Source organism: Sulfurovum sp. TSL1 (genome assembly GCF_019972135.1).
GTDB lineage: Bacteria > Campylobacterota > Campylobacteria > Campylobacterales > Sulfurovaceae > Sulfurovum.
Genome location: NZ_BPFI01000001.1, coordinates 839,512 through 862,276, shown reverse-complemented (window position 1 = coordinate 862,276; position 22,765 = coordinate 839,512). Strand labels below are relative to the sequence as shown.

Genomic DNA, 22,765 nt, shown 5'->3' with positions numbered 1-22,765 from the left:
TGGCAATATGAAATATTTTCAAAGAGTAACAGTACATTTATGCTACTCTAACAATTATATTTCTTAAATCAGGAAAAAGATGAGTAGTGAAAAATTAGCACAGATAAAAACCGCAGGGTTTATTTTAAAACCCAATGACCCGGAGATAAAAACACTGTATGAAAGGATCAAGGCACAGTTCGAGTCCAAAGGCATTTCTGTGATCCTTGCAGAACGTTCAGCACAGAGAATAGGTCTGGAAGGTATGCCTTTTGAAAAAATGTGTGAAAAATCAGACTTTCTGGTCTCTCTGGGTGGAGATGGCACGTTGCTATCACTGGTACGCCGTTCTCATGGGCATGATAAGCCTGTTGTGGGTATCAATGCCGGCAATTTAGGTTTTTTGGCAGATGTGACCATCGATGATGTAGAGTTGTTTCTGGGGCAACTGATAAAGAATGAATATCGTATTGATGAACGTATGATGATCGAAGGGTATATCCAAAGAAAAAATGGTCAAAAAGAGCCGTTTTTTGCGTTTAACGATGTGGTGATCACACGTCCTGTAGTCTCCAAGATCGCAACCATATATGCATCCATTGATGGAGAAAGGTTTAATACCTATAAAGGAGACGGACTGATCATTGCGACACCTACAGGATCCACTGCTTATAATCTTGCAGCAGGCGGTCCTGTCATGTATCCTCTGACCCAGGCACTGATTATGACACCTATACTGGCACACTCTCTGACCCAGCGTCCTCTCGTGGTGCCTGCTGATTTTACGATCGAGCTCTCCTCTCCTGAAGAGCGTGTCATTGCAGTGATAGACGGACAAGATGATTATGAGATGGTCCCGGAAGATGTACTGGTGATCAGGGGTGCAAAACGAGGAGCAAAACTTTTGCATAGAAAAGAACGCAATTATTTCTCTGTATTGAGAGAAAAACTTTCATGGGGTGCCGCGAATTGATAGAACGTTTATATTTACGCGATCTTGTTACTTTTGATGAAGTGGAACTGGAGTTTGAAAATGGACTGGTGGTTTTGACCGGGCCCAGTGGAGCAGGTAAGTCTGTTCTGATGTCCGCGATATTGTCCAGTTTTGGATACACGACACAAGGTGCGGCAGCACTGTGCGAAGTGAATTTGGTCAAGCCTGATCAGTTGAAAAGTGATGCCTATGAACTGGATAATGATCTGACGGTCAAAACACTTAAAAAAGAGAAGCTTCGTTACTTTATCGATGGCCAAAATATCTCTAAAAAGGCTTTGAGTGACATGTTTCTGCCGTATGTCAAGTATCTCTCTGTACGTGACAAAGGAGGTTTTGAGTCTGAAACACTGTTAGAGATGATCGATAGTCAGCTTGTCAGTAAAGATAAAACCTTTAAACAGTCACTCAAAGAGTACAAAAAACGTTACAGAAACTATAAAGAAAAAGCTTCACAGCTGGCAAAGATAAAAGAAGATGAAGCAAAGCTTGCTGAACTCATAGAGTATGCGACCTATGAAGTAGAAAAAATAGCTTCTATCAACCCGCAAGCAGGGGAAGAAGAGGAGTTGCTCAAGATCAAACAGCAGCTTTCGCGTATCGACAAGATAAAAGATGCACTTTCAAGCGCAACAGATATATTTTCTTTAGAAGCGAGTGTTGAAGAGGTCTATAGACTTTTAGACAAGGATGGATCAATCTTTAGTGATGCAATGAACCAGCTTCGTGCTGACTTTGAAGAGACGGAAAATCTTGCAGATGAACTCGAAGAGGTCAATGTGGAAGAAGTACTGGACCGTCTGGCTGACCTTACCACACTGAAGAACCGTTACGGAAGCATAGAGGAAGCTTTGGCCTACAAAGAATCCAAAGAGAAAGAACTCTCCGATTATCAGAATATAGAACAAGACAAAAGTATGTTGGAGTCGTTTTTAGCGTTAGAGTTTTCAGAATTACAGATCATTGCTTCAAAACTTTCTCAGTCACGCCAAAAAGAAGCCAAGGTACTGGAAAAGTCCTTAGCAGAATATCTGACAACACTCAAACTTCCTCCACTGACCTTTGCATTCTCTTCTGATGCTTTAGGAGAAGGGGGAATGGACAGGGTAGAGGTGATGCTTGGATCATCAAAAACAGCTACACTGAGCGGAGGAGAATACAACCGTGTACGTTTGGCTCTTATGGCAACGACGATCCCTACAGATAAAAGTAAACAAGGTGTGCTCATACTGGATGAAATAGACGCCAATGTGAGTGGGGATGAATCCATCGCCATAGCAGAGATGATACACAAGCTTGCAGCTGTCTATCAAGTATTTGCGATCTCCCATCAGCCGCATCTTACGGCAAAAGCGGGACAGCATATTGTCGTAACAAAGAGAGGGCAAAAGAGTCAGGTGGAAGTATTGAATGATATGAGCCGTGTTTCTGAGATAGCAAGGATCATCGCAGGAGAAAACCCTACGGATGAAGCATTGGAGTTTGCTAAAAAGTTAAGGGCTTAGGCATATTGTGTTTTGAGCTCATTGGTATAGCGTATAAGATGTTCAAGATACATTTTGGCAATGTCAACATCCGTCCCGGTTTTCAAATAGGTATTATAATCTGTTAAAAGGTCTGAGACGCCACCTGTACCCAAGTTGGTCGCTGAACCTTTGATCCCATGTGTCAAGCGTTCTATTTGATGAAAATCTCCTTCTTGTATGGCTGTTTCTATAAGTGGGATCTCTGTTTCGATCTGAGGGATAAGTTCCGCTACAAACTCTTTTGCTTCTTCATCCGAAAGCCCCATTTCTATCAGACGAATATGGGTGAACTGAGGATAATTTGCCTCAGGCAGTTCTTTTGTTTCTTTTATGGCTTCAGGTTCTAGCTCGAGTTTTGGTTCAGGTTCTGGTTTCGGTTCAGGTTCAGGCTTTGGTTCGGGTTGTCGTTCGGGTTTTGGTTCGGGTTTTGCCTCTGCTTTTGGTTCAGGCTTTGGAGTAGTTGTCTTTTCTTCTTTTGAAGGTGCGGTTTTTGTATCTGGAGCAGTTTTTGTTTGTTTTTTGCGTCTTTCTTCCTGATACTTTTTTTCATTTCGGTATTCATGAAAGATAAGTAAAAGTACAAGCAAAACAAAGATAGATATGATGGTTAATGCAGACATAGCGCCCCTTCAATATTATAATTTGTACTTAACTATAACTTATTGAAGGTTAGATTAGCATGTTTCAAGAGATGAATATAGAAGAAATTTGTTATAATGTATAAAAAAGGACAAAGTATAGATGATAATAGATACACATTGTCATTTGGATGATGATCGGTATGATGGTGATATAGAGCAGGTTTTGGAAAATGCCAGACAAAAAGGTGTTGAAAAATTCATTATACCGGGGGCAGATCCAAAAACACTGCAGAGGGCGGTTGATCTGGCAGAGCGGTATGAAGGGGTCTATTTTGCAGTAGGTGTACACCCTTATGATGCCCGTGAGTATGACAGAAGCTTTTTGGAACCCTATGTGACACATCCCAAGTGTGTTGCGATCGGTGAATGCGGTTTGGATTATTTCAGACTGCCAGAGTCAGAAGATGAGATCGAAACAGAGAAAACACTGCAAAAAGAAGTCTTTTTGGATCAAATTCTATGGGCAAAAGAGTTGAAAAAACCGCTTATTGTCCATGTGAGAGAATCGACACCGGATTGTTTGGAAATGCTTGATCACTATGCGGGAGAAGAGGGCGGTGTATTGCACTGTTACAATGCAGATGAGTCCCTGCTCAAACTCGCAAAAAAGAATTTCTATTACGGTATAGGCGGGGTATTGACATTTAAAAATGCAAGAAAACTCATTAATGTCTACCCTAAAATTCCTCTAGATAAACTGGTCATAGAGACGGATGCGCCGTATCTTACGCCTCATCCCCACCGTGGTGAGAGAAATGAACCAAGTTATACGACATTTGTAGCAGATAAAATGGCTGAACTCTCTTCACTCAGCAGGAAAGAGATCGAAGATTCAAGTACACAGAATGCCCAAAGACTTTTTAGGTTCTGATCCGGATGTATAGAGCAATAAGATATGTTAAACGTATTTTATTTTTTTACCTATTCTCCATAGGGTTCGTTTATGGCGTCTCATTGGCAGAGAAGTACCCCAGTTATTCCTATGTGTTTCATGAATTTGATGTGGATGAATCTTATCTCTATAATGAAGCGTTTATCTCTTTTGTGTCAAAGCATGAAAAAAAGTTACGGTCATTTTACAGGCACGCCTTACTTCGAGGCAAAGAGATCTTGCCTACGATGCATGGGCTGCTTGCTGAGGATGGGGTGAGTGATCTGTTCATCTATCTTTCTATGGTGGAATCGGGGTTTTCGACAGATGCCGTTTCGCCCAAAAAAGCGGTAGGTCTATGGCAGTTCATGCCTGCAACGGCCAAAGATTATAATCTGACGGTATGCCACAGCTATGATGAACGGTGTGATACGGTCAGTGCCACATCTGCAGCGATCAACTATCTCAATAGGTTGCATAAACAGTTTGGAAAATGGTATTTATCAGCCATGGCCTACAATTGCGGAGAAGGTTGTGTCAGCAGGGCCATTAAACGTGCTGGAACAGATGAGTTAAGTGTGTTGATGGACGACAATTTGAAATATCTCCCCCGTGAAACACGTCAGTATATGAAAAAGATCCTTCTTCTTGCTATGATAGGTGAAAATGAGACTTTGGACTTTGGCAATACAACGAATCAGAATCTGGAAAATGCACTGATACAGGTGACTGTACCGGCCGGGACATCACTCAAAGAGATCGCAGCATTATTGAAAATGAATGAAGCAAGACTTTTAAGTCTGAACAAAAGTTTAAAAGACGGTAGAGTGCCTAAAGAGAGACCCACATACAAGATCACTATTCCTCTTGAAAAAGTGTATGCCTTTTATTTGCGTTATCAGTTACCCGATAAAAAGAAAGTCTTCAAGTCACATATGGTCTCTCACACTGTCGCACTCGGAGAAACCGTAGAGAGCATTGCCAAACTGTATGATGTGGATGCAGAGGAGATCATCTTTTCCAATCACTTAAAAAATGATTTTCTTGTTCTGGATAGTTTACTGGTGATTCCCGTAAACAAGAAAACATTTGATAAAATACTAGAATAAGAATTTATTATACTTTATCGTAGTTTCAAAAGGGAAGAATGTTGAAAAAAAATGTGCTGGATAACGCTGTCCGTATGGTTCCGCTTATTGTATTGTTGATGCTTGGCAGTTATTGGAGTTATAGAGAATGGGAAAGGTTTGATCCTACTGATATAGGGCTGTTCGTCTCTTTGTTGCTGATCGTGGTATTGAGTCTCTTGTCCCTGGGATATGTATGGTTTGATCAGTATAAAGAAGAAAGAGAGAACAGAGCCCTGGTTTCTGTTTTAGACAGTTTTGACCATTTAGCAGACATTGAGAAAGGGATCATTCCACAACAAAGAGAAGAGGTCTATAAGTATATTGCGCATCTTTTTTCACTTTTAGAGAAGAAGGGCAAAGAGATCAAAGAGGAGGCAGAAGCAAAAGGCCAATTTTTATCTACCATGTCTCATGAAATTCGTACACCGCTTAATGGTATTTTAGGTTTTACCAAACTTCTCAAAGAGATGGATGCAACAGAAGACCAGAAGGAGTTCATCTCCCTGATCGAAAATTCCTCAAACAATCTTATCTCTATAGTGAATGATGTTCTGGACCTTTCTAAAATGAATGCAGAAAAAATGGAGATCGAATCTATACCTTTTCATTTATTCGAGACTATCGATCTGACGGTAGCATCTTTTGCACAGATGGCAGACCAGAAGGATATTGAGTTCGGTGTTTTGGTCGATCCGACGCTGTCGCCCTATGTCATTGGCGATCCTACAAAACTTTCTCAAATATTGACAAACCTTATAGGAAATGCCATTAAGTTCACGGATACCTATGGAAAGATCAACCTTTTTGTTGAAAGGGTAAGTAGTGACAAAGATCACACAGGGTTGAAGTTTTCTGTGAGTGACAACGGTATCGGTCTGAGTGAAGTGCAGCAAAAGACCATTTTTGAAGCTTACGGACAGGCAACGGCTGGTACAAGCCGAAAATATGGAGGTACAGGACTCGGACTGACCATATCGCGTAAAATGGTTCAGCTTATGGGTGGAGAACTTGAAGTTGAAAGTAAAGAAAATGAAGGAACCACTTTCTTTTTTACCCTGTCATTAGCAAAGAACAAAGACCATGAACCTAGCGTCTATACTGATTTTTCTGAGCTGTCCGTAGGTCTTGCACTGCCTGTAAAGAGTATTGACCGTCAGTTGGATGTCAATCTTCAAATCTACATAGAACACCTGGGTGCAGCATTTTCTTTCTACTATTATGAAGATCTTTTTGAGTCAGACACGCCTGTCAACCTACCTGATATTATGATATTTGATCATCGCTATGCGAGGCTGCCCGGAGAGTTGGAACAGTGTGCTGCCCTGGAGTGCAAATCTGTACTTTTGACCAACGGCAGTTTAAGGGCGCGTGTCAATCCCCAGCAACATCATTTTACCGATGTGGTCCTAACGCCTATCAGCCTGGCAAAAACGATCAGGATCTTAACCAATGCTAGTGAGCATAAGAAAGAGAAGATACTTACCTCTGATACCGCAGAAAATACCGAACAGTTTCAAGGACTTCATGCGCTCGTCGCGGATGACAATAAGATCAACTGCAAACTCATAAAGATCATTTTGGAGAATCTTGGCCTGGAAGTGACTGTGGTGAATGATGGAAAAGATGCTGTTGAGATGTCTATACATCATACCTATGACATTATATTTATGGATATTGAAATGCCTGTTATGGATGGAGTCGAAGCCTGTAAGCATATTTTGCAACATGAAACAGAACAGCGGTTGCAACATGTCCCTATCATTGCGCTCACTGCCAATACTTCCTCAGGGGACAAAGAGAAGTATATGGCCAAAGGTATGGATGATTATGCCGTGAAGCCGCTGGATATAGAAGCGTTAAAAATGATCATTAAAGAGCATTGCAACTCTTAGACCATCAAGCAAAAACAAAGTCAAATAAAGTGATAATACCTGCCTAAATATAAATGCATTCCCGAGGTAGTATGAAGAGACTTACATCCCCAATATTATTGATCGTTATTTTGGGAGTAAGTACCCTTATCACAGGGTGTGGACCGGAGCCTAAAGGGGCCAAAGCCACAAAATATACGAGTGCAGCCAGACATAGATCCACTATGCGCTCCTATAAGGTATTGGGCAAACGTTACAATCCGACATATGTTGAAGTGGGACAGGTGATGCAGGGGATCTCAAGCTGGTATGGACCTAACTTCCATGGTAAACAGACAAGTAACGGCGAAGTCTATAATATGCATGCCAGAACCGCAGCACACAAAACATGGCCAATGGATACGATGGTAAAAATCAAGAACCTGCAAAACGGTAAAAGCACGATCGTACGTATCAATGACAGGGGGCCTTTTGTAAGGGGCCGGGTCATTGATTGTAGTTATACTGCAGGTAAAGAGATAGGACTTGACAAAATGGGGATCGCTAAGGTTTCTTTGAAAGTGGTCGGATTTGCAGGAAGGGTCGAGTCAGACGCAGCGATCGCAAGGCAGAAAAGAGAGCACACGCAACAACGTATCGTACTCTCTGATTTCGGTGTTCAAGTGGGTGCATTCAGACTCCATGAGGGTGCCAAGGTCTATCAAAGAAAATACAGCGCTCTATATAGACGCTATAATACCATCATAAGACGTTTTAATGATATAGATGGCGCACCGCTGTATCGCGTATGGCTTATGGGATACAGGTCTGAGGATGAAGCGAGGGACTTTAAGGCCCATAATGACCTAGAGGGTGCATTTATCGTAAGAAATTAATCTATGTAGGAAGAAAGATGATAGAAGTAACAAGAGAAACCAAAGAGACACAGATTTCAGTCAAACTCAACCTTTATGGTTCAGGACAAGCCAAGATAAACACCGGTGTGGGCTTTTACGACCATATGCTCGAAGCATTTACCAAGCATGCACATATCGATATGGAAGTACATTGTACGGGTGATACACATATCGATGACCACCATACGGTTGAGGATGTGGGTATCGTTATTGGGCAGGCACTTAAAAAAGCTATCTACCCTGTAAAGAGCATAGAGCGTTTCGGTAATGCAACTGTCGTGATGGATGAAGCAAGTGTGACCTGTGATATCGATCTCTCAAACCGCGGGTACCTTGTGTTTGAACTCCCCATTGGCGGTAAAGTAGGGAACTTTGATGTAGAGCTTGTAGAAGAGTTCTTTAAAGCATTTGCATTCAATCTTCCTTTGACACTTCACCTTATCTATAACCGTGGTAAGAACAAACACCACATTATAGAGGCTGCATTTAAGGCACTGGCCGTGGCGCTTCGCAGGGCGGTCACAGTGAATGAAAATGCGGGTATCCCAAGTACAAAGGGTGTACTGTGAGCATTGAATTGATCGTACTTGATGTAGACGGTACTATGACGAACAGTCATATTACTTACAGTGAACATGGTGATGAGATCAAGTCTTTTAACGTCAAAGATGGTTTGGCTATATCCTCATGGAGAAGACTTGGAAAACAGGTAGCCATCATTACGGGAAGAACTTCAACGATCGTTGCACGTCGTGCAAAAGAGTTGCATATAGAACATTTTTATCAGGGGATCGGCAATAAAAAAGAGGTCCTCGAATCACTTTTGGAAAAGCTTGACCTCACCATGGACAATGTAGCAGCCATAGGAGATGATCTGAATGACCTGCCGATGTTGAAAGCGGCTAAAATTTCATTCGTGCCAAGAGATGCAAGTGCTTATGTAGATAAGATCGCCAATGTAGTGCTCTCCAAAAGAGGTGGAGATGGTGCAGTACGTGAAATGATAGAATATCTCATTGTCAAAGAAGGGCTTGAAAAGAAGTATCTGGAGCTATGGGAATAAAATTAGAATATATACTGACCATTGCGATCATCGGGATCATATCCACGGCCCTCATGTTAAGGTTACAAAATGCATCTGTACCCGGTAAAGTATTTACCAAGGAACTTGAATTCACTGATACCACTTTGACGGAAGTCGATACTGACACTATGAAAAGTCGGATATTTGGTACATACGGGGCGAGAGACAAGGGTGTATTGAAGGTAGAGAACATACGCTATTTTGATAATAACATAAAGTCACTCTCTGCGGATAAAGGTAAACTTGAAGGTGACATGCTGCGGTTAGATGGTCATGTTGTCATGCAGGAACATACTGGCTATAGGTATGAAACAGAACATGCCATCTATAATAAAAAGAGTGAAATTTTACATATTACAGCACCTTTTACCGGTATAAGAGGTCAAAATATTATCAAAGGAAAAAGTTTGGAGTATGATGCACGCCAAAAAAAGGCTACCGGCCAGACTGTGGATACAGTATTTTATACACCTGAAAAGTAATATCGTGGTACAATATTCAACCAGCTCACAAAGGGACGCTATGCATTTTTTTAAAATAATACTTTTAGTGATGCTCACACAGGCACTTTTTGCTGAAAAGGTAGAGATCACATCTACCTCTATGGAGGCAGAAGAGCTCAAGAAAGAGATACACTTCATCGGTAATGCCAAGATAAAAAAAGGGAAAGACTGGTTACATGCTGATAGAGCGATCGTCTACTTTGATGACAATAATGAAACAAAAAAATATGAAGCTATGGGATCAGTAAAGTTTGAGTTTAAAAAGGATGAAAAACATTTTAAAGGAAGTGCAGATAAAGTGGAGTACAATATTGCAAAATCACTTTATGTGTTGATCGGTAAAGCCATACTGGATGACCTGGTAAAGAATAGTCATCTCAAGGGTGATAAGATCATTCTTGATATGTCTACAGGAAGTGTAGATGTAAAAGGCAACCGTAAAGAGCCTGCGAAGTTTATTTTTGAAATGAAGGACAAATAGTGAGTACACCCCGAGTCGTAGAAGCGGCATTTATCAAGTCTGCACAGAGTATTGCAGATTCATTACCTGAAGATATGAGTGAAGTGGTCTTTTTGGGACGTTCCAATGTAGGGAAAAGTTCCACACTGAATGCATTAACGCAAAGAAAGAACCTGGCCAAAAGTTCAGCTACACCGGGGAAAACACAACTGATCAACTTTTTTGAAACAAGATATCTCTACAATGAGCAGAGTTACCCCGTACGTTTTGTGGACCTACCTGGATTCGGGTATGCAAAGGTTTCAAAGTCATTGAAAGAAGTATGGCAGAAGAACCTTGTTGAATTTATTCAGCATCGTGTCTCTATACGTCTTTTTATTCATCTTCGTGATGCCCGCCATCCGCATGCCAAGATAGATGATGATGTGGAAACGTATATCTCTGAATTTATTCGTCCTGATCAGAAATACCTGACAGTATTTACCAAGATCGATAAACTCAATCAAAAAGAGAGAGCAAAGCTCAAAAGAGACTTCCCCGGTTCTATAACACTCTCAAACCTGAAGAAGAATGGCCATGACAGAGTACATCAAATGATACTGAAAACGATTTTCGGTGTGGGTGATGAAAGTAAAAGTAAGAATGACACAGCAGAAGAGAATGAGGAAAAAGAGTGATCGAACTTGTAAAAGCAAAACTGAGCGATATTCCTGCTATGCAGGCACTGGTCGCTCCTGAAGTAAAAGACGGGATCATCCTGAATCGTACGGAAGATGAAGTCGCGACCAATATACGCTCCTATGTCTTGGCAAAAGACGGTGAAAAACTTGTGGGGTATACAGCCTTGCATATACACTCCAGAAGATTGGCTGAGATCAGAAGCCTTATCGTAGATGAAGCATACCGTGGACAAAATGTAGGTCAGAGAATGGTACAGTTCACACTGGAAGAAGCGAAAAATATAGGTGTGGAAGAGGATGTACTTGTCTTAACCTACCTTCCTCAGTTCTTTCTAAAATTGAATTTTAAAGAGATCGACAAAGAGGTGATACCCGAACATAAGATCTGGGCGGATTGTATCAAGTGTATCCATTTTCCTATCTGTAATGAAGTAGCCTTGGTCTACAAATTAGCATAATCTGAGTGTTTGATGGATCATGTAACAAAATCACAGCATGGCCTCTTTTTTTGGCTATTTGCCGGTATATTCATCTTTTTTTATCCTATGCTTATCTCTATCTATGTATTTTTACCCCTCCTGATAGGGGCCATGGGGTATATGCTGGTACAGGGATTAGAAAGAGAAAGAGCATCTTTTATTTTACTTGCTGTCGTCTATATGGTGAACCTGGAGGTTAATCTCTCTTTGCCGATTTTTCTTGCCGTGATCTCTTCCTTGTTGTTTTATCTGCTTGTCTATCCCACTTTAAAACATTTCCGAAGATGTATCATATGTAGAGCACTTTCAAGTGTACTTTTTTTGGATCTCATGTATCTGGGATGCTTGTTCTCTTATGATTTTATCTTTCAGACCCAGAGTATTATCCTGGATGAGATCCTGCTCTATACCCTCATCGTAGATATGTTAGTGGTGGTGATACTATGAGATATAAGTTTATTGTATTGGTCTTCCTTGTTTTTTGGGGTGTGATGATCACACGGCTCTATCATGTCAGTATCAAATCCAATTTCTACTATGAGGGATTGGCAAAAGAGAATATAGAAAGAAAACAGTTTATCAAACCTGTCAGAGGTGAGATCACGGATGTACACGGAAACCTCCTGGCGATGAACCAGATCGGTTTTTCACTCTCTATTGCACCACATTTGAAAGTGAAGAACCATCAACTGGAGCATGTCATCGACGAACTGCTTGAAACGTTTCCGGACCTCAATAAAACAGTGATGTTAAAAGTCTATGATAAACACAACTCACCTTACAATCACGACTATATCAAGGTCGTTGATTTTATACACTATGCAGATATGATGGGTGCCTATCCAAAGCTGAGTCTCCTAGAGAATATTAAAATAGAAGCAGAAACGAAACGTTATTATCCTTATGGAAGGTATGCCGCACACATCGTCGGATACACCGGAAGATCCAATCAAAAAGAGAATGAAAAAGACCCGGTGGTCAATGAAGTCGGCAAGATAGGGAAAAGTGGTCTGGAGCGCTATTATAATAAGGTACTGGAAGGTGAACTGGGATATGAGATCAGTAAAGTAACGGCAACGAACAAAGCCATAGAGATACTCGAAAAAGAACTTCCAAAAGACAACAAGAATATACAGCTCAATATAGACATAGAGCTTCAAAAGATGATCTATGAGCGTTTTGGAGAGGATACCGGTGTGGCAGTGGTCATGCGTACCAACGGTGAGGTCTTGGCAGCGGTCAGTTACCCTTCTTATGACCCTAATCTTTTTGTCGGCGGCATCAGCTCTAAAGAGTGGAAAGCCCTTCAGGATGATGTGAACTATCCCTTTACCAACAAATTTATACATGGAACCTATCCTCCGGGCTCAACGATCAAAATGGGTATGGCCCTGGCTTTTTCTGAAGCATTGCCTAATTCTCTTGGAGCACCGGAGTATTGTAACGGACATATTACACTGGGTAGCAGCAAGCACAAGTTCAGATGCTGGTCACGTTGGGGACATGGCAAAGTCGATCTCAGAAAAGCGATACGAGAGAGCTGTGATGTCTATTTCTACAATAAAAGTTTAAAAGTGGGGATCGATGCAATGGCCAAACACCTTCGTACATTTGGACTGGGTGTAAAAACAGGTGTGGACCTACCGCGTGAATACTCTGGAGTCATGCCGGATAAAGCCTGGAAGATGAAACGTTATAAACAGCCTTGGTATATGGGTGAGACAGTCATCTCTTCCATAGGCCAGGGGTATGACCTGGTGACACCTTTACAGGTAGCACGTTATACAGGTTTGATCGCTACGGGATCACTTGCCAGGCCGTTCATTGCCAAAGAAGTGGATGGTAAGAGCATAGAGCCTGAATTGAAGCCTTTGAAGTTTAACACCTATTATTTGAACGAGATCAGAAAAGGGATGTATGAAGTATGTAATGTGAGAGGCGGAACGGGCTACAGGACCATGAGCAAACTCCCTATCGTGGTTGCCGGTAAAACGGGTACCTCGCAAGTCACATCCATCCCCCAATCGACGCAAAAACGTTTAAAAGAGGAAGAGCTGGCCTATTTCCATCGTTCCCATGCCTGGATCACGACCTATGCGCCGTATGAAGATCCTAAATACATTGTGACAGTCCTGGTGGAACATGGAGGTCATGGGGGCAGTACGGCAGGTCCTATCACTGCAGATATCTATAAATGGCTCTATCGGGAAGGCTACTTTTCTGCAGCAGGAGAAGCTGCAAGAGACACAGATACGAAGAGCGCAAAATAATACTTTACATGTTTTGTAAAGTATTGTTTAAAAAGAGTCCTAAAATAATGATGAGGCTGAGTCCTGCTGATTTGTTGTAGAGTTTGTTCGCTGTAATAAATACAAGAATAAGCGTTGCAACAATCATGGTTGCGATATCAAAGATATAGGCAGGTGCATCAATGCTCATAGGTTTTGCGAAGGCTGCTGCACCAAGGACCACAGACGTGTTTGCCATATTTGAACCGATGATATTCCCTATGGCCATATCGACTTTCCCTTTGACTGCTGCTGAGATACTTACAACCAGTTCCGGCAGTGAGGTACCCAGTGAAACCATGATAATACCGATGATCCACTCTGAGATCCCAAAGCTTTTAGCGATGTCCGAAGCGCTTTCAACGGTAAAATGTGCACCAATGATCACAAGCACAAATCCGCCCGCAAGTATGAGTATGCTCTTCGTCCAGGAGAATGTACCTATATCAAGATCATCCAGATCCTCTTCAGGAATATTTTTGGCATCTTGAAGAAGAAAGACAAGATATGCACCCATTAGGAGTAACAGCAGTGAAGCATCGAATCTGGTGATCACGCCATCAAGTATCATCAGTATAAAGACCAGTACGGGTACCAGTGCCCAGGTACTGTCTTTGGCAAAGAAATCTCTGCTTGGATTGATCTTTGTGGCTATAAGAAAAACGGCTGCCAATACAAGGGTGATATTGAGTATATTGCTTCCTATCACGTTGGCTATGGCTATATCAGGCTTATTGCTGAGACTTGCAGCGATACTGGCTGCCATTTCAGGGAGGGAGGTACCGAGTGCTATGAGCGTTGCACCGATAATGAACTCTGGTATATTGAACTTTAACGCGATGCGTTCACTTTGGTTTATGATCAGGTCAGCACCCCATATCAACACACCCAGGGCAATCACAAAAATAACAAAACTCAAATCAATGTTCCTCCGTTCTGACAATTAGACTCTCAGGCAGGTTAAACTGCATGATGAGCTCTTTTTCTCTCATTCTCATTTCACCCTGGTCATTTTCATGGTCAAAGCCCAGCAGATGCAACATACCATGAATGAACAAAAGTGAGAGTTCATCTTGAGTACTGTGCCCAAATTCCGCTGCCTTTTCTTTGACAAATGACGCTGCAATAATGATGGAGCCTAACGGCATACCAAAGATAGATTGCTCCGTGAAAGGTGTTTCCATGGGGAACGAGAGTACATCTGTGACCTTGTTCTTACCTCTATGCTCTGCATTGAGTTTCTGCATCGTTTCATCATCGGTGATGATCAGCTCTACTTCTTTGGTAGAAAGCGTATCTGCTATCTTCTCCAATGCTTCCAGGTCAACTGCCAGTGGTGTTTGATTATCTAAGTCTATCATGCAGGAAGTTTACCCAAATCTTGGTAAAATGGCAGTAAAATTCAGAATACTGATAAAGATTCCTGAGTTAAAGCAATTCTTTAGTGAAAAGCACCGGAGGCATGCCCTTCGGTCAATTTTCATGGAGCTTTGCTCTGTGAAAAGGAGAGATGTTTATGAAAAAAGCCGTATGTATTATTTCTGGAGGTATGGACAGTGCCCTGAGCGCTAAAATAGCGCAAAATGAAGGGTATGAAATTATCGCTTTGCACTTTAACTATGGTCAACGTACAGCGGATAAAGAACTTGAATGTTTCAGAAAGATCGCTACGGATGTGAATGCGTCTGAAACGTATGAGATCGATCTGCCTTTTTTTGAACAGATCGGTGCTTCTGCTTTGACAGATCAAAGCATTGATGTACCTACGGGAGGGTTGGAAGAGGGGGTGCCTGTGACCTATGTACCTTTCCGAAACGGTATCTTTCTCTCCATTGCTGCGGCAGTAGCAGAAAAACATGGTGCACAGGCACTCTTTATAGGCGTGGTGGAAGAAGACAGTTCAGGCTATCCTGACTGTCGTAAGAGCTACATCGAGCAAATGCAAAAAGCGATCAATCTTGGCACAAAAGATGAAACAGATCTGGAGATAAGAATGCCATTGGTGGCTTTGAAAAAAAGTCAGATCGTGCAAAAGGCCCTAGCGCTCAAAGTCCCACTGAAAGATACATGGAGTTGCTATAAATCAGAAGAGATGGCTTGCGGCGTATGTGACAGCTGCCGATTGAGATTAAAAGGGTTTGAAGAAGCGGGAAGTGTAGACCCGATTCTTTATGCGTAGCAGAGGTTTAATTAAAGGTAAATCCTCTGACAATGAAATTCAGTTCATATCCGTGGTCCGGATATCTTTTGAGCCCCTCATTGATAAATTGATGTCGTGTGATCTGTCTGTCCCATAGTCTGTAGGTCAACTTTTTAAACCACTCTTTTTTTTCAGGTGTATTCAGCGTAAGTCTCTGATAATTAGGATCATCCTGAATACCTGAAGCTACTTTTCTCATGATGTTTTCATACGCCTCTTTTTTTTCAGGCGTGGGCTCTTCATAACCATACTGTGTCTGTGATGTTTGAATCTGTTGAGACGGCTGGGTTGTTTCAGTTGGTTTCTTTGGTTCTATGAGGTGGCCTATAGAACTTGTACACCCGGAGAATCCAAATGCAACCAATACCGGTAATAGTAAATGTCGTTTCATACTGCCCTTTCTTGTAATTTGTTATGTGGGTATTGTAACGAAATGAACTAAAAATTACTATGATATAATGGCATAAAAAATAAAGGCTCACTATCATGATCATTCCTGCAAAATCACCTCAGGCAAAAGAAGCATATACTCTTGTAGACGGATTGCAGGCTTATTTTGTTTCAAAACTCAATGCCCTGGCGTTACAGTTTGGAAAGGGCAGGGCCTGTGAAGCTGTTTCATGGGAACGTGACGGGGGTGAACACGGTGGCGGTGTACGGTATGAAGCCAGAGACTCTGTGGTATATGACAGAGGTTCGGTCAATATTTCCCAAGTTCACTATGATGACGATGAGAGTAAAAAGTTAGGTTCGGCCACTGCGATCTCCACGATCATACACCCGCGTAATCCTCATGCACCCTCTATGCATATGCATATCTCCTGGACACAGATGAAAGACGGGAGCGGGTATTGGCGTGTCATGGCTGACCTAAATCCTTCCCTGTTAGGCGAATCAGAGGCTGATAAAAAACGTTTTTCTGACTTGCTCAAAAAAGTCACAGGAGAACTCTATGAAGAGGGCGCTGCACAGGGTGACAGATATTTTTATATTCCTGTACTGGGACGACATCGCGGGGTAAGCCATTTTTATCTTGAAGGGTACAATAGCGGCAACTTTGAAGAAGATAAAGCATTTGTCCTGAAAGTAGGCGAAAGTGTGATAGAGACCTATATTGACATTGTTACGAAAAAATTAATGGAGTATCCTACCTTTACAGAGGAAGAGAAAGAAGAGCAGCTGGCGTATCATACACTCTATCTTTTCCAGGTCCTTACCCTGGACAGGGGTACCACATCCGGTCTGCTTGTCCATGATCAGAATGATGTAGGTATCATGGGTTCCATCCCTTCTCATGTGAACAGAGATCTCCTGGCTTCCTGGGTAGAAAAAATGCCTCAGCCTCAAGATCTCTTAGTACAGGCACTACTCAAAGCGTTACCGGATGCAATGCCCACACCGGTAGAAGAGAAGACTAAAAAAGCTTTAGCGTATGCAGTACGTCAACACTATAAAAAATATCCTGAAGCACTCAGTATGCAAGCCAGTGGGGAGATCATCCCTCCGACCGTTGATAACCACAGTTAAAAAAAACTTTATTCGAGGGTAAGAGATACCTCTCTTGCCTGATCGTTCCTAATAAATTTTACCTCTACAGTGTCACCGATATGATATTTCTCTAGCGTAGAGAGAAGCATTTTGGTATTTTCGACCTTATGTTGGTCTATCGCGACGATCACATCCCCTGATATGATAGTATTGTTTTTTATGGTGACCCCGTTAAGACCAGATCTCTGGGCAGCTGAGTTTGGCTGAACCTCTATGACGGCAACACCCGAAATGCCCAGCTCTTTGGTGATCTCTTTATTGAGACTTTCATTGATTGTGATGCCAAGTTTTGGTCTTTGGTAGTGACCTACTTTAATGATCTGTGGGACGATACGATTCACAGTATCAACCGGTACAGCAAAACCGATACCCGCATAGGTGCCTGAAAGACTGAACATAGCAGTATTGATACCGATCAGTCTGCCGGCACTATCAAGCAGCGGGCCGCCTGAATTTCCCGGATTAATGGCTGCATCCGTTTGAATAAGATCCTCAATGGACGAACCATTGTTATTGCGCAGACTACGATTTAGGGCTGAGACGACACCTGTGGTGAGTGTCTGATCAAGCCCAAATGGATTTCCTATAGCATAGGTCATCTGTCCGACCTGTAAATCATGACTTGTACCGATAGAAAGAGGTTTTGGCATATGGGCCGTCATAGGTATACGTAAAACAGCCAGATCATGCTCTGGACTTGCTCCAACGAGTGTGGCATTAAAAGTACGATGGTCACTGAGCCGTATTCTTACAGCAGAAGCACCTTGCAATACATGATAATTGGTAACGACATGTCCCTGCCTGTCCCATATAAAACCTGACCCTGTACCCCGAGGTATACGTGTAATGTCACGTGTCCAAAGGTTGAGAGTATCTTCAAGTGTTGTGATGTAAACCACTGATGGACTGCTCTCCTGAAAGATCTCGATATTGGATTTCTCTGTCAGTGAAAGTTCACCTCTTGCTGTGACAGATCTTGGTTCCGAGTGCATGGAAGCCCAGATATTTTCAATGATCGGTAAAAATACAAAAAGCGCCAACAGAATGATAAGGATCAAGAGCAGAATGCGTATGCTGCGTAGTAGTGAAACTCCATCAAAATCTTTTTCCATCACATGTTCACCTTATGATTTTATTTAAGCATAGCAGTTTAAATTTAACAAAGATTAAACAGTATGCTATCGTTAATGTGCTGTAAACTTTCCTTTGAACCTGTCTTTCTTTATACGGTCATAAGTTCCCATAAGGCCGTTCATAGCGATAAAAACACCATCTTGTCCCAAAGCATTGATATATCCATAGGCGGAACAGAGGTTGGCCGTTGCTTCTACAGGGTCCATACTGTAGGGAACCATAGCTCCTGTGAGGACAATACATTTCTCAATATCCGCATCCGCAAGATATTCCGCTGTCACATCCATGGTATCTGTGCCATGTACGATCAGTATATGGTGGTACTCAGACTGATTGATCGTTGCCAGAAGTTCCAGTCTGTCATGATTGTTCATATCCAGGCTGTCTTTACCTATGAGGTTCAGGATCTCAAAGTCACACAGCCATTTTTTTGCGATCTTATGCAATGCCTGTGACTCTGTATCTATGATAAATTCACCCTTGACCGGGTCATAGATCTTGTTAAATGTGCCACCTGTACTCATAATAAGTATTTTTTTCATCTATTGCCTTGATTTATGATAAATATAGTTTTAAATTTTACCATTATTGCGTTAAAATTACCGAATTAATTTCTATGGAGCATTATATGATAATGAAGGGTAAAAAAGGTGTTATTTTAGGCATCGCAAACAAAAAGTCTATTGCATATGGTATCGCAAAAGCGTGTCAGGAGCAGGGTGCTGAGATGGCTATTACTTTCTTGAATGAAAGATTTGAGCAAAAACTGGCCCCTATTGCAGAAGATCTCGGGTGTGGAGCAAGACTTTACCCATGTGATGTAAGCAAGCCCGAAGAGATCAAAGCACTCAAAGAATCTCTTGAAAAAGATATGGGAAAGATCGATTTCATCGTACACTCTATCGCTTTCGCACCCAAAGAGGGTTTGAGCGGCCGTTTTTATGATATCTCTAAAGAAGCTTTTGATGTGGCGATGGACATCTCTGTGTACTCATTGATCGAAGTTGTACGCGAGTTAAAGCCGGTCCTCTCGGACAACTCTTCTGTATTGACACTCAGCTACTACGGCGGTGTCAAATACATTCCTAACTACAACCTTATGGGTGTGGCTAAAGCAGCACTGGAGATGACTACAAAGTATCTTGCAGAAGATCTTGGTAAAGACGGAATCCGTGTCAATGCCATCTCTGCGGGACCTATCAAAACACTGGCAGCAGCAGGGATCGGTGATTTTTCTTTCATGCTCAAGTGGAATCAGCACCATTCACCGCTCAAACAAAATGTGACGATCAACCAGGTAGGAAACTCTGGTATGTACCTGCTTTCAGACTTAAGTTCCGGTGTCACGGGTGAGATCCACTATGTGGATGCCGGGTATAACATTATGGGTATGCCTGCTGTTGACTTTGACTCGGGCGGTAAACCTAAGATCGCCTGGGACGGAAACGCTTAATTGAAAGATTCTCCAGAATATTTGGCAAAGAGATCTTTCTTCGATAAAGTGCTGACCATCTACGGGCGTAATGCCGTGATGGAAGCACTGGAAGATGAAGCTGTCACTATTCACAAGCTCCATTTCTCCAAATCCAACAAAGATGCTGATGTTCTTGAACAGATGAAAAGTATCGCTCAAAAAAGAGGTATCGAAGTCGTTTATCATGATAAGCAGGCACTCTCACGTATCTCTAAAAATGCCAAACAGGACCAGGGTGTAGCGCTTGACATCGTGCTGGAACATTTCGGTGATGAAGAGAGTTTTCTCGATGCTCATAAAGCCTATCGTATCATCGCACTGGATGGGGTAACGAACCCCCAGAACCTCGGGATGATCATCCGTTCCTGTGCAGCGGGTCATGTGGATGCCATCCTGCTTCCTACCAAAGGTGCAGCACAGATCTCTCCACTGGTGATCAAAGCCAGTGCAGGTACACTCTTTAAAATGCCTATCATTAAAACGTCTAATCTTGAAAAGACACTCAAGTCTTTCAAAAGTGAAGGCGCATCTCTTTATACCCTTTCGTCACACGCCCCAAACTCCTATCAAGAGCAAAACTACAGCAGCAAGACCATCTTTGTGCTTGGCAACGAGAGCGAAGGTGTCAGCAAGGGCGTGGAAGCGCTTTGTGATAAAAGCATCGCTATCCCTATGCAGCGCGGAGTTGAATCTCTCAATGTCGCAGTCACTGCCTCTTTGCTGGCCTTTTTATCACTTTGAAGGTCTAGGAAAGAAGACAGAAGACCTTTTGGGTGAGAAAGATAAAGTAGTGGAAAATATAGATAAAAAGAAATCACTAATTTTGCTATAATCGCACCTTTAAAGGAACGATCAGATGCAAAACCTCACAACACTGCTAACCAGTAAGACCACACTAGACAAAGAACAGATCAAAAACATTTTAACCCTGCTGGATAAAGGTGATACCATACCTTTCATCGCGCGTTACCGTAAAGAGCTCACCGGTGGGGCAGATGATGAACAACTGCGTCTTTTTCATGATGTCTATCTGTCGGCCAAACGTCTACTGGAACGTAAAGAGGAGATCCTTCATACACTTACAGAACGTGAACTGCTTAACACTGCTCTGCAAAGTGCTATAGAGTCTGCCGAGACCATGACAGCGCTAGAAGACATCTACAGACCCTACAAAGAGAAGAAAAATACACGAGCCGCTACTGCCATAAAACAAGGGTTGGAACCTTTAGCCGATACCTTACAGTCAGCCAAACTCACTAAAGAGGCGTTTATAGCCGAGGCAAAACGTTATGTAAAAGGTGAAGTCAAAGATGCAGCACAGGCACTTAAAGGAGCTCAGGACATCATAGCCGAACGGTATGCCGAACAGCCCAAAGAGCGTGAAGTACTGCGTGATATGCTGCAGCGTCATGGGCTTATAGAGGTGAAGGGGACAAAAACATTTCAAGAGAACGGCAGTTTCAAAAACTATAAATCCCATAGTGAAAAGGTAGCTTTTGTACCTTCACACCGTTACCTTGCCATCAGACGCGGGGAAAAAGAGAAAGAACTCTCTGTCAAACTCACCATAGACAGCGACAGGTACTTAGAGACACTTAAACGTTACAAACTCAAAGAGTGGATGGGAAGTTCTAAAATCTACCTTTTGGATGCCTACAAAGACGGCTTCAAGCGTTTGCTCTACCCTTCCATAGAACGTGAGGTTGCTTCCTTACTCAAAGAGCGTGCAGATATGGCAGCCATAGGGGTATTTGGTAAAAACATGACGCAACTTTTCATGAGCCCGCCTGTTACGGGTAAAGTACTCCTTGGTGCAGACCCCGCATACCGTACAGGGTGTAAACTGGCAGTCATAGATGAAAACGGTACCTACCTGGATCACGCGGTCATTTATCCCGTACCACCGCGCGATGAGTATGAAAAGTCACGTGATGTAGTAGCAAAGCTGGTCAAGAAATACAACATTCAAGGTGTAGCCATAGGTAATGGTACAGCCTCCAATGAAACACAAGCCTTTTTTGCCAAACTCAACAACGATGGATTGTCCTTGCCCTACACCGTAGTGTCAGAAGCAGGGGCTTCGGTCTACTCAGCTTCAGAGATCGCATCGAAGGAGTACCCAAATCTGGATGTCACGATACGCGGTGCCATCTCCATCGCAGGGCGTTTGCGTGACCCTATGGCTACGTTGGTCAAGATAGACCCTAAGAGTTTAGGCATAGGGCAGTATCAGCATGATGTAGACCAAAAGTTGTTAGAGCGTAAACTCCATGAAGGTGTGGAGAGTCTGGTGAATGCTGTAGGGGTAGATGTGAACTCTGCTTCGGCTTCACTCTTGTCTTATGTGGCAGGAGTTGGGCCAAAAGTGGCAGACAACATTGTAAAACACCGCCAGAGTGAAGGTGCATTTGACTCTAAACAGGCACTGCTTAAAGTAAAGGGTCTGGGTGCTAAAGCCTATGAACAAGCAGCAGGGTTTATGCGTATACGTGAGGGCAAAAGCATTTTTGACAACACAGGCATACACCCGGAGAGCTACGCGACAGCAAAAGCCTTGGAGAAGTATGACGACCTGAGTGACACAAAGACCATAGCTGCCGAGCTGGGAGTAGGAGAGTTAACACTCAAAGATATCATCAAAGAGTTGGATAAACCGGGGTTTGACCCTCGTGAAGATCTGCCTGCTATTCCGTTTAAGCAAGGGTTGACAGACATCTCTGCATTACGTGAGGGCAGCATCGTCTCCGGTGTGGTACGAAACATCGCAGACTTCGGTGCGTTTGTAGACATAGGACTTAAAAATGACGGGATGATACACATCTCACAAATGAGTCAGAAACGCATAGCCCATCCTCTGGAAGTATTGAGTGTGAACCAGTATCTGCCGCGTATAGAAGTGATAAGCATTGACAGGGAGAAAAACAAGGTGGGGTTGAGTTTGAAAGAGGTGTAAGTACATGTTAAGTTTTAGTTAAAACAGCTAGAATAGATAAATTATTTTAGGGAA

The 22,765-nt window shown here is 42.5% G+C and carries 25 protein-coding genes; 19 read left to right on the top strand and 6 right to left on the bottom strand.

Annotated features, from left to right (window positions below; genetic code table 11):
* The first annotated feature begins 79 nt into the window (after positions 1–79).
* On the top strand, positions 80–952 hold the full coding sequence (locus LDM98_RS04240) for an NAD(+)/NADH kinase (RefSeq protein ID WP_223898101.1): 873 nt from the start codon (positions 80–82) through the stop codon (positions 950–952).
* A complete protein-coding gene (locus LDM98_RS04235) occupies positions 949–2,478 on the top strand; it encodes a DNA recombination protein RecN (RefSeq protein ID WP_223898100.1) in 1,530 nt (509 codons plus the stop codon). The genes LDM98_RS04240 and LDM98_RS04235 overlap by 4 nt, the downstream gene beginning before the upstream one ends.
* On the opposite strand, the gene LDM98_RS04230 is transcribed toward LDM98_RS04235, so the two are convergent.
* Positions 2,475–3,119, bottom strand: a complete 645-nt coding sequence (locus LDM98_RS04230) for an Hpt domain-containing protein (RefSeq protein ID WP_223898099.1) — start codon at positions 3,117–3,119, stop codon at positions 2,475–2,477. The two genes, LDM98_RS04235 and LDM98_RS04230, sit on opposite strands and share 4 nt — an antisense overlap.
* 121 nt (positions 3,120–3,240) lie before the next feature.
* On the opposite strand from LDM98_RS04230, the gene LDM98_RS04225 reads away from it, so the two are divergent.
* The 12 genes from LDM98_RS04225 (at position 3,241) to mrdA (ending at position 13,384) form a co-directional block, all read left to right on the top strand.
* Positions 3,241–4,011, top strand: coding sequence for a TatD family hydrolase (locus tag LDM98_RS04225; RefSeq protein ID WP_223898098.1), 771 nt, complete (start codon positions 3,241–3,243; stop codon positions 4,009–4,011).
* Between the two features lie 83 nt (positions 4,012–4,094).
* A complete protein-coding gene (locus LDM98_RS04220) occupies positions 4,095–5,120 on the top strand; it encodes a lytic transglycosylase domain-containing protein (RefSeq protein ID WP_223898097.1) in 1,026 nt (341 codons plus the stop codon).
* 41 nt (positions 5,121–5,161) lie between these two features.
* Entirely contained in the window at positions 5,162–7,033 is a 1,872-nt protein-coding gene (locus LDM98_RS04215; protein WP_223898096.1) for an ATP-binding protein, read from the top strand.
* 71 nt (positions 7,034–7,104) lie between these two features.
* Positions 7,105–7,887, top strand: a complete 783-nt coding sequence (locus LDM98_RS04210; protein WP_223898095.1) for a septal ring lytic transglycosylase RlpA family protein — start codon at positions 7,105–7,107, stop codon at positions 7,885–7,887.
* A 17-nt stretch (positions 7,888–7,904) separates the two neighbouring features.
* A complete protein-coding gene (hisB, locus tag LDM98_RS04205; protein WP_223898094.1) occupies positions 7,905–8,477 on the top strand; it encodes an imidazoleglycerol-phosphate dehydratase HisB in 573 nt (190 codons plus the stop codon).
* A complete protein-coding gene (locus LDM98_RS04200; protein WP_223898093.1) occupies positions 8,474–8,971 on the top strand; it encodes an HAD family hydrolase in 498 nt (165 codons plus the stop codon). The genes hisB and LDM98_RS04200 overlap by 4 nt, the downstream gene beginning before the upstream one ends.
* Complete coding sequence (gene lptC, locus LDM98_RS04195; RefSeq protein ID WP_223898092.1) at positions 8,962–9,474, top strand: LPS export ABC transporter periplasmic protein LptC; 513 nt, start codon at positions 8,962–8,964, stop codon at positions 9,472–9,474. Before LDM98_RS04200 ends, lptC begins: the two co-directional genes overlap by 10 nt.
* Positions 9,475–9,514: 40 nt before the next feature.
* Positions 9,515–9,976, top strand: a complete 462-nt coding sequence (gene lptA / locus LDM98_RS04190; RefSeq protein WP_223898091.1) for a lipopolysaccharide transport periplasmic protein LptA — start codon at positions 9,515–9,517, stop codon at positions 9,974–9,976.
* Positions 9,976–10,632: a ribosome biogenesis GTP-binding protein YihA/YsxC gene (gene yihA, locus LDM98_RS04185; RefSeq protein WP_223898090.1), complete on the top strand. Its 657-nt coding sequence runs from the start codon at positions 9,976–9,978 to the stop codon at positions 10,630–10,632. Before lptA ends, yihA begins: the two co-directional genes overlap by 1 nt.
* Entirely contained in the window at positions 10,629–11,093 is a 465-nt protein-coding gene (locus LDM98_RS04180) for an N-acetyltransferase (RefSeq protein WP_008243422.1), read from the top strand. The genes yihA and LDM98_RS04180 overlap by 4 nt, the downstream gene beginning before the upstream one ends.
* Before the next feature lie 12 nt (positions 11,094–11,105).
* On the top strand, positions 11,106–11,561 hold the full coding sequence (locus LDM98_RS04175) for a hypothetical protein (RefSeq protein ID WP_223898089.1): 456 nt from the start codon (positions 11,106–11,108) through the stop codon (positions 11,559–11,561).
* Positions 11,558–13,384, top strand: coding sequence for a penicillin-binding protein 2 (gene mrdA, locus LDM98_RS04170; RefSeq protein WP_223898088.1), 1,827 nt, complete (start codon positions 11,558–11,560; stop codon positions 13,382–13,384). The genes LDM98_RS04175 and mrdA overlap by 4 nt, the downstream gene beginning before the upstream one ends.
* 4 nt (positions 13,385–13,388) lie before the next feature.
* On the opposite strand, the gene LDM98_RS04165 is transcribed toward mrdA, so the two are convergent.
* Both LDM98_RS04165 and ybeY read right to left on the bottom strand, forming a co-directional pair.
* Positions 13,389–14,321, bottom strand: coding sequence for a calcium/sodium antiporter (locus LDM98_RS04165; RefSeq protein WP_223898087.1), 933 nt, complete (start codon positions 14,319–14,321; stop codon positions 13,389–13,391).
* A 1-nt stretch (position 14,322) separates the two neighbouring features.
* Positions 14,323–14,763 (bottom strand): rRNA maturation RNase YbeY, encoded by a 441-nt coding sequence (gene ybeY / locus LDM98_RS04160; protein WP_223898086.1) that lies wholly within the window; start codon positions 14,761–14,763, stop codon positions 14,323–14,325.
* A 155-nt stretch (positions 14,764–14,918) separates the two neighbouring features.
* Here ybeY and queC point away from each other — a divergent pair, with 155 nt between their 5' ends.
* Complete coding sequence (gene queC / locus LDM98_RS04155; protein WP_223898085.1) at positions 14,919–15,581, top strand: 7-cyano-7-deazaguanine synthase QueC; 663 nt, start codon at positions 14,919–14,921, stop codon at positions 15,579–15,581.
* Positions 15,582–15,588: 7 nt separating this feature from the next.
* Here queC and LDM98_RS04150 read toward each other — a convergent pair whose 3' ends face one another.
* Complete coding sequence (locus tag LDM98_RS04150) at positions 15,589–15,993, bottom strand: hypothetical protein (protein WP_223898084.1); 405 nt, start codon at positions 15,991–15,993, stop codon at positions 15,589–15,591.
* A 95-nt stretch (positions 15,994–16,088) separates the two neighbouring features.
* On the opposite strand from LDM98_RS04150, the gene LDM98_RS04145 reads away from it, so the two are divergent.
* A complete protein-coding gene (locus LDM98_RS04145; protein ID WP_223898083.1) occupies positions 16,089–17,129 on the top strand; it encodes a coproporphyrinogen III oxidase in 1,041 nt (346 codons plus the stop codon).
* Positions 17,130–17,137: 8 nt separating this feature from the next.
* On the opposite strand, the gene LDM98_RS04140 is transcribed toward LDM98_RS04145, so the two are convergent.
* A complete protein-coding gene (locus LDM98_RS04140) occupies positions 17,138–18,262 on the bottom strand; it encodes a S1C family serine protease (protein ID WP_223898082.1) in 1,125 nt (374 codons plus the stop codon).
* Positions 18,263–18,334: 72 nt separating this feature from the next.
* Complete coding sequence (locus LDM98_RS04135) at positions 18,335–18,826, bottom strand: asparaginase domain-containing protein (RefSeq protein ID WP_223898081.1); 492 nt, start codon at positions 18,824–18,826, stop codon at positions 18,335–18,337.
* An 86-nt stretch (positions 18,827–18,912) separates the two neighbouring features.
* Between LDM98_RS04135 and fabI the strand changes: the two genes are divergently transcribed.
* From fabI to LDM98_RS04120, 3 genes are all read left to right on the top strand, one after another.
* Positions 18,913–19,737, top strand: coding sequence for an enoyl-ACP reductase FabI (gene fabI, locus LDM98_RS04130; protein WP_223898080.1), 825 nt, complete (start codon positions 18,913–18,915; stop codon positions 19,735–19,737).
* Positions 19,738–20,499, top strand: coding sequence for a 23S rRNA (guanosine(2251)-2'-O)-methyltransferase RlmB (gene rlmB, locus LDM98_RS04125; protein WP_223898079.1), 762 nt, complete (start codon positions 19,738–19,740; stop codon positions 20,497–20,499).
* Between the two features lie 115 nt (positions 20,500–20,614).
* Complete coding sequence (locus tag LDM98_RS04120; protein WP_223898078.1) at positions 20,615–22,711, top strand: helix-hairpin-helix domain-containing protein; 2,097 nt, start codon at positions 20,615–20,617, stop codon at positions 22,709–22,711.
* Positions 22,712–22,765 lie beyond the last annotated feature (54 nt).

Bases quoted from the DNA above. Each gene is read 5' to 3' on its own strand.
- LDM98_RS04240 (WP_223898101.1), top strand. From the start codon at position 80: ATGAGTAGTGAAAAATTAGCACAGATAAAAACCGCAGGGTTTATTTTA.
- LDM98_RS04230 (WP_223898099.1), bottom strand. From the start codon at position 3,119: ATGTCTGCATTAACCATCATATCTATCTTTGTTTTGCTTGTACTTTTA.
- LDM98_RS04225 (WP_223898098.1), top strand. From the start codon at position 3,241: ATGATAATAGATACACATTGTCATTTGGATGATGATCGGTATGATGGT.
- LDM98_RS04210 (WP_223898095.1), top strand. From the start codon at position 7,105: ATGAAGAGACTTACATCCCCAATATTATTGATCGTTATTTTGGGAGTA.
- hisB (WP_223898094.1), top strand. From the start codon at position 7,905: ATGATAGAAGTAACAAGAGAAACCAAAGAGACACAGATTTCAGTCAAA.
- lptC (WP_223898092.1), top strand. From the start codon at position 8,962: ATGGGAATAAAATTAGAATATATACTGACCATTGCGATCATCGGGATC.
- lptA (WP_223898091.1), top strand. From the start codon at position 9,515: ATGCATTTTTTTAAAATAATACTTTTAGTGATGCTCACACAGGCACTT.
- LDM98_RS04175 (WP_223898089.1), top strand. From the start codon at position 11,106: ATGGATCATGTAACAAAATCACAGCATGGCCTCTTTTTTTGGCTATTT.
- mrdA (WP_223898088.1), top strand. From the start codon at position 11,558: ATGAGATATAAGTTTATTGTATTGGTCTTCCTTGTTTTTTGGGGTGTG.
- ybeY (WP_223898086.1), bottom strand. From the start codon at position 14,763: ATGATAGACTTAGATAATCAAACACCACTGGCAGTTGACCTGGAAGCA.
- queC (WP_223898085.1), top strand. From the start codon at position 14,919: ATGAAAAAAGCCGTATGTATTATTTCTGGAGGTATGGACAGTGCCCTG.
- LDM98_RS04150 (WP_223898084.1), bottom strand. From the start codon at position 15,993: ATGAAACGACATTTACTATTACCGGTATTGGTTGCATTTGGATTCTCC.
- LDM98_RS04145 (WP_223898083.1), top strand. From the start codon at position 16,089: ATGATCATTCCTGCAAAATCACCTCAGGCAAAAGAAGCATATACTCTT.
- LDM98_RS04140 (WP_223898082.1), bottom strand. From the start codon at position 18,262: ATGGAAAAAGATTTTGATGGAGTTTCACTACTACGCAGCATACGCATT.
- LDM98_RS04135 (WP_223898081.1), bottom strand. From the start codon at position 18,826: ATGAAAAAAATACTTATTATGAGTACAGGTGGCACATTTAACAAGATC.
- fabI (WP_223898080.1), top strand. From the start codon at position 18,913: ATGATAATGAAGGGTAAAAAAGGTGTTATTTTAGGCATCGCAAACAAA.
- LDM98_RS04120 (WP_223898078.1), top strand. From the start codon at position 20,615: ATGCAAAACCTCACAACACTGCTAACCAGTAAGACCACACTAGACAAA.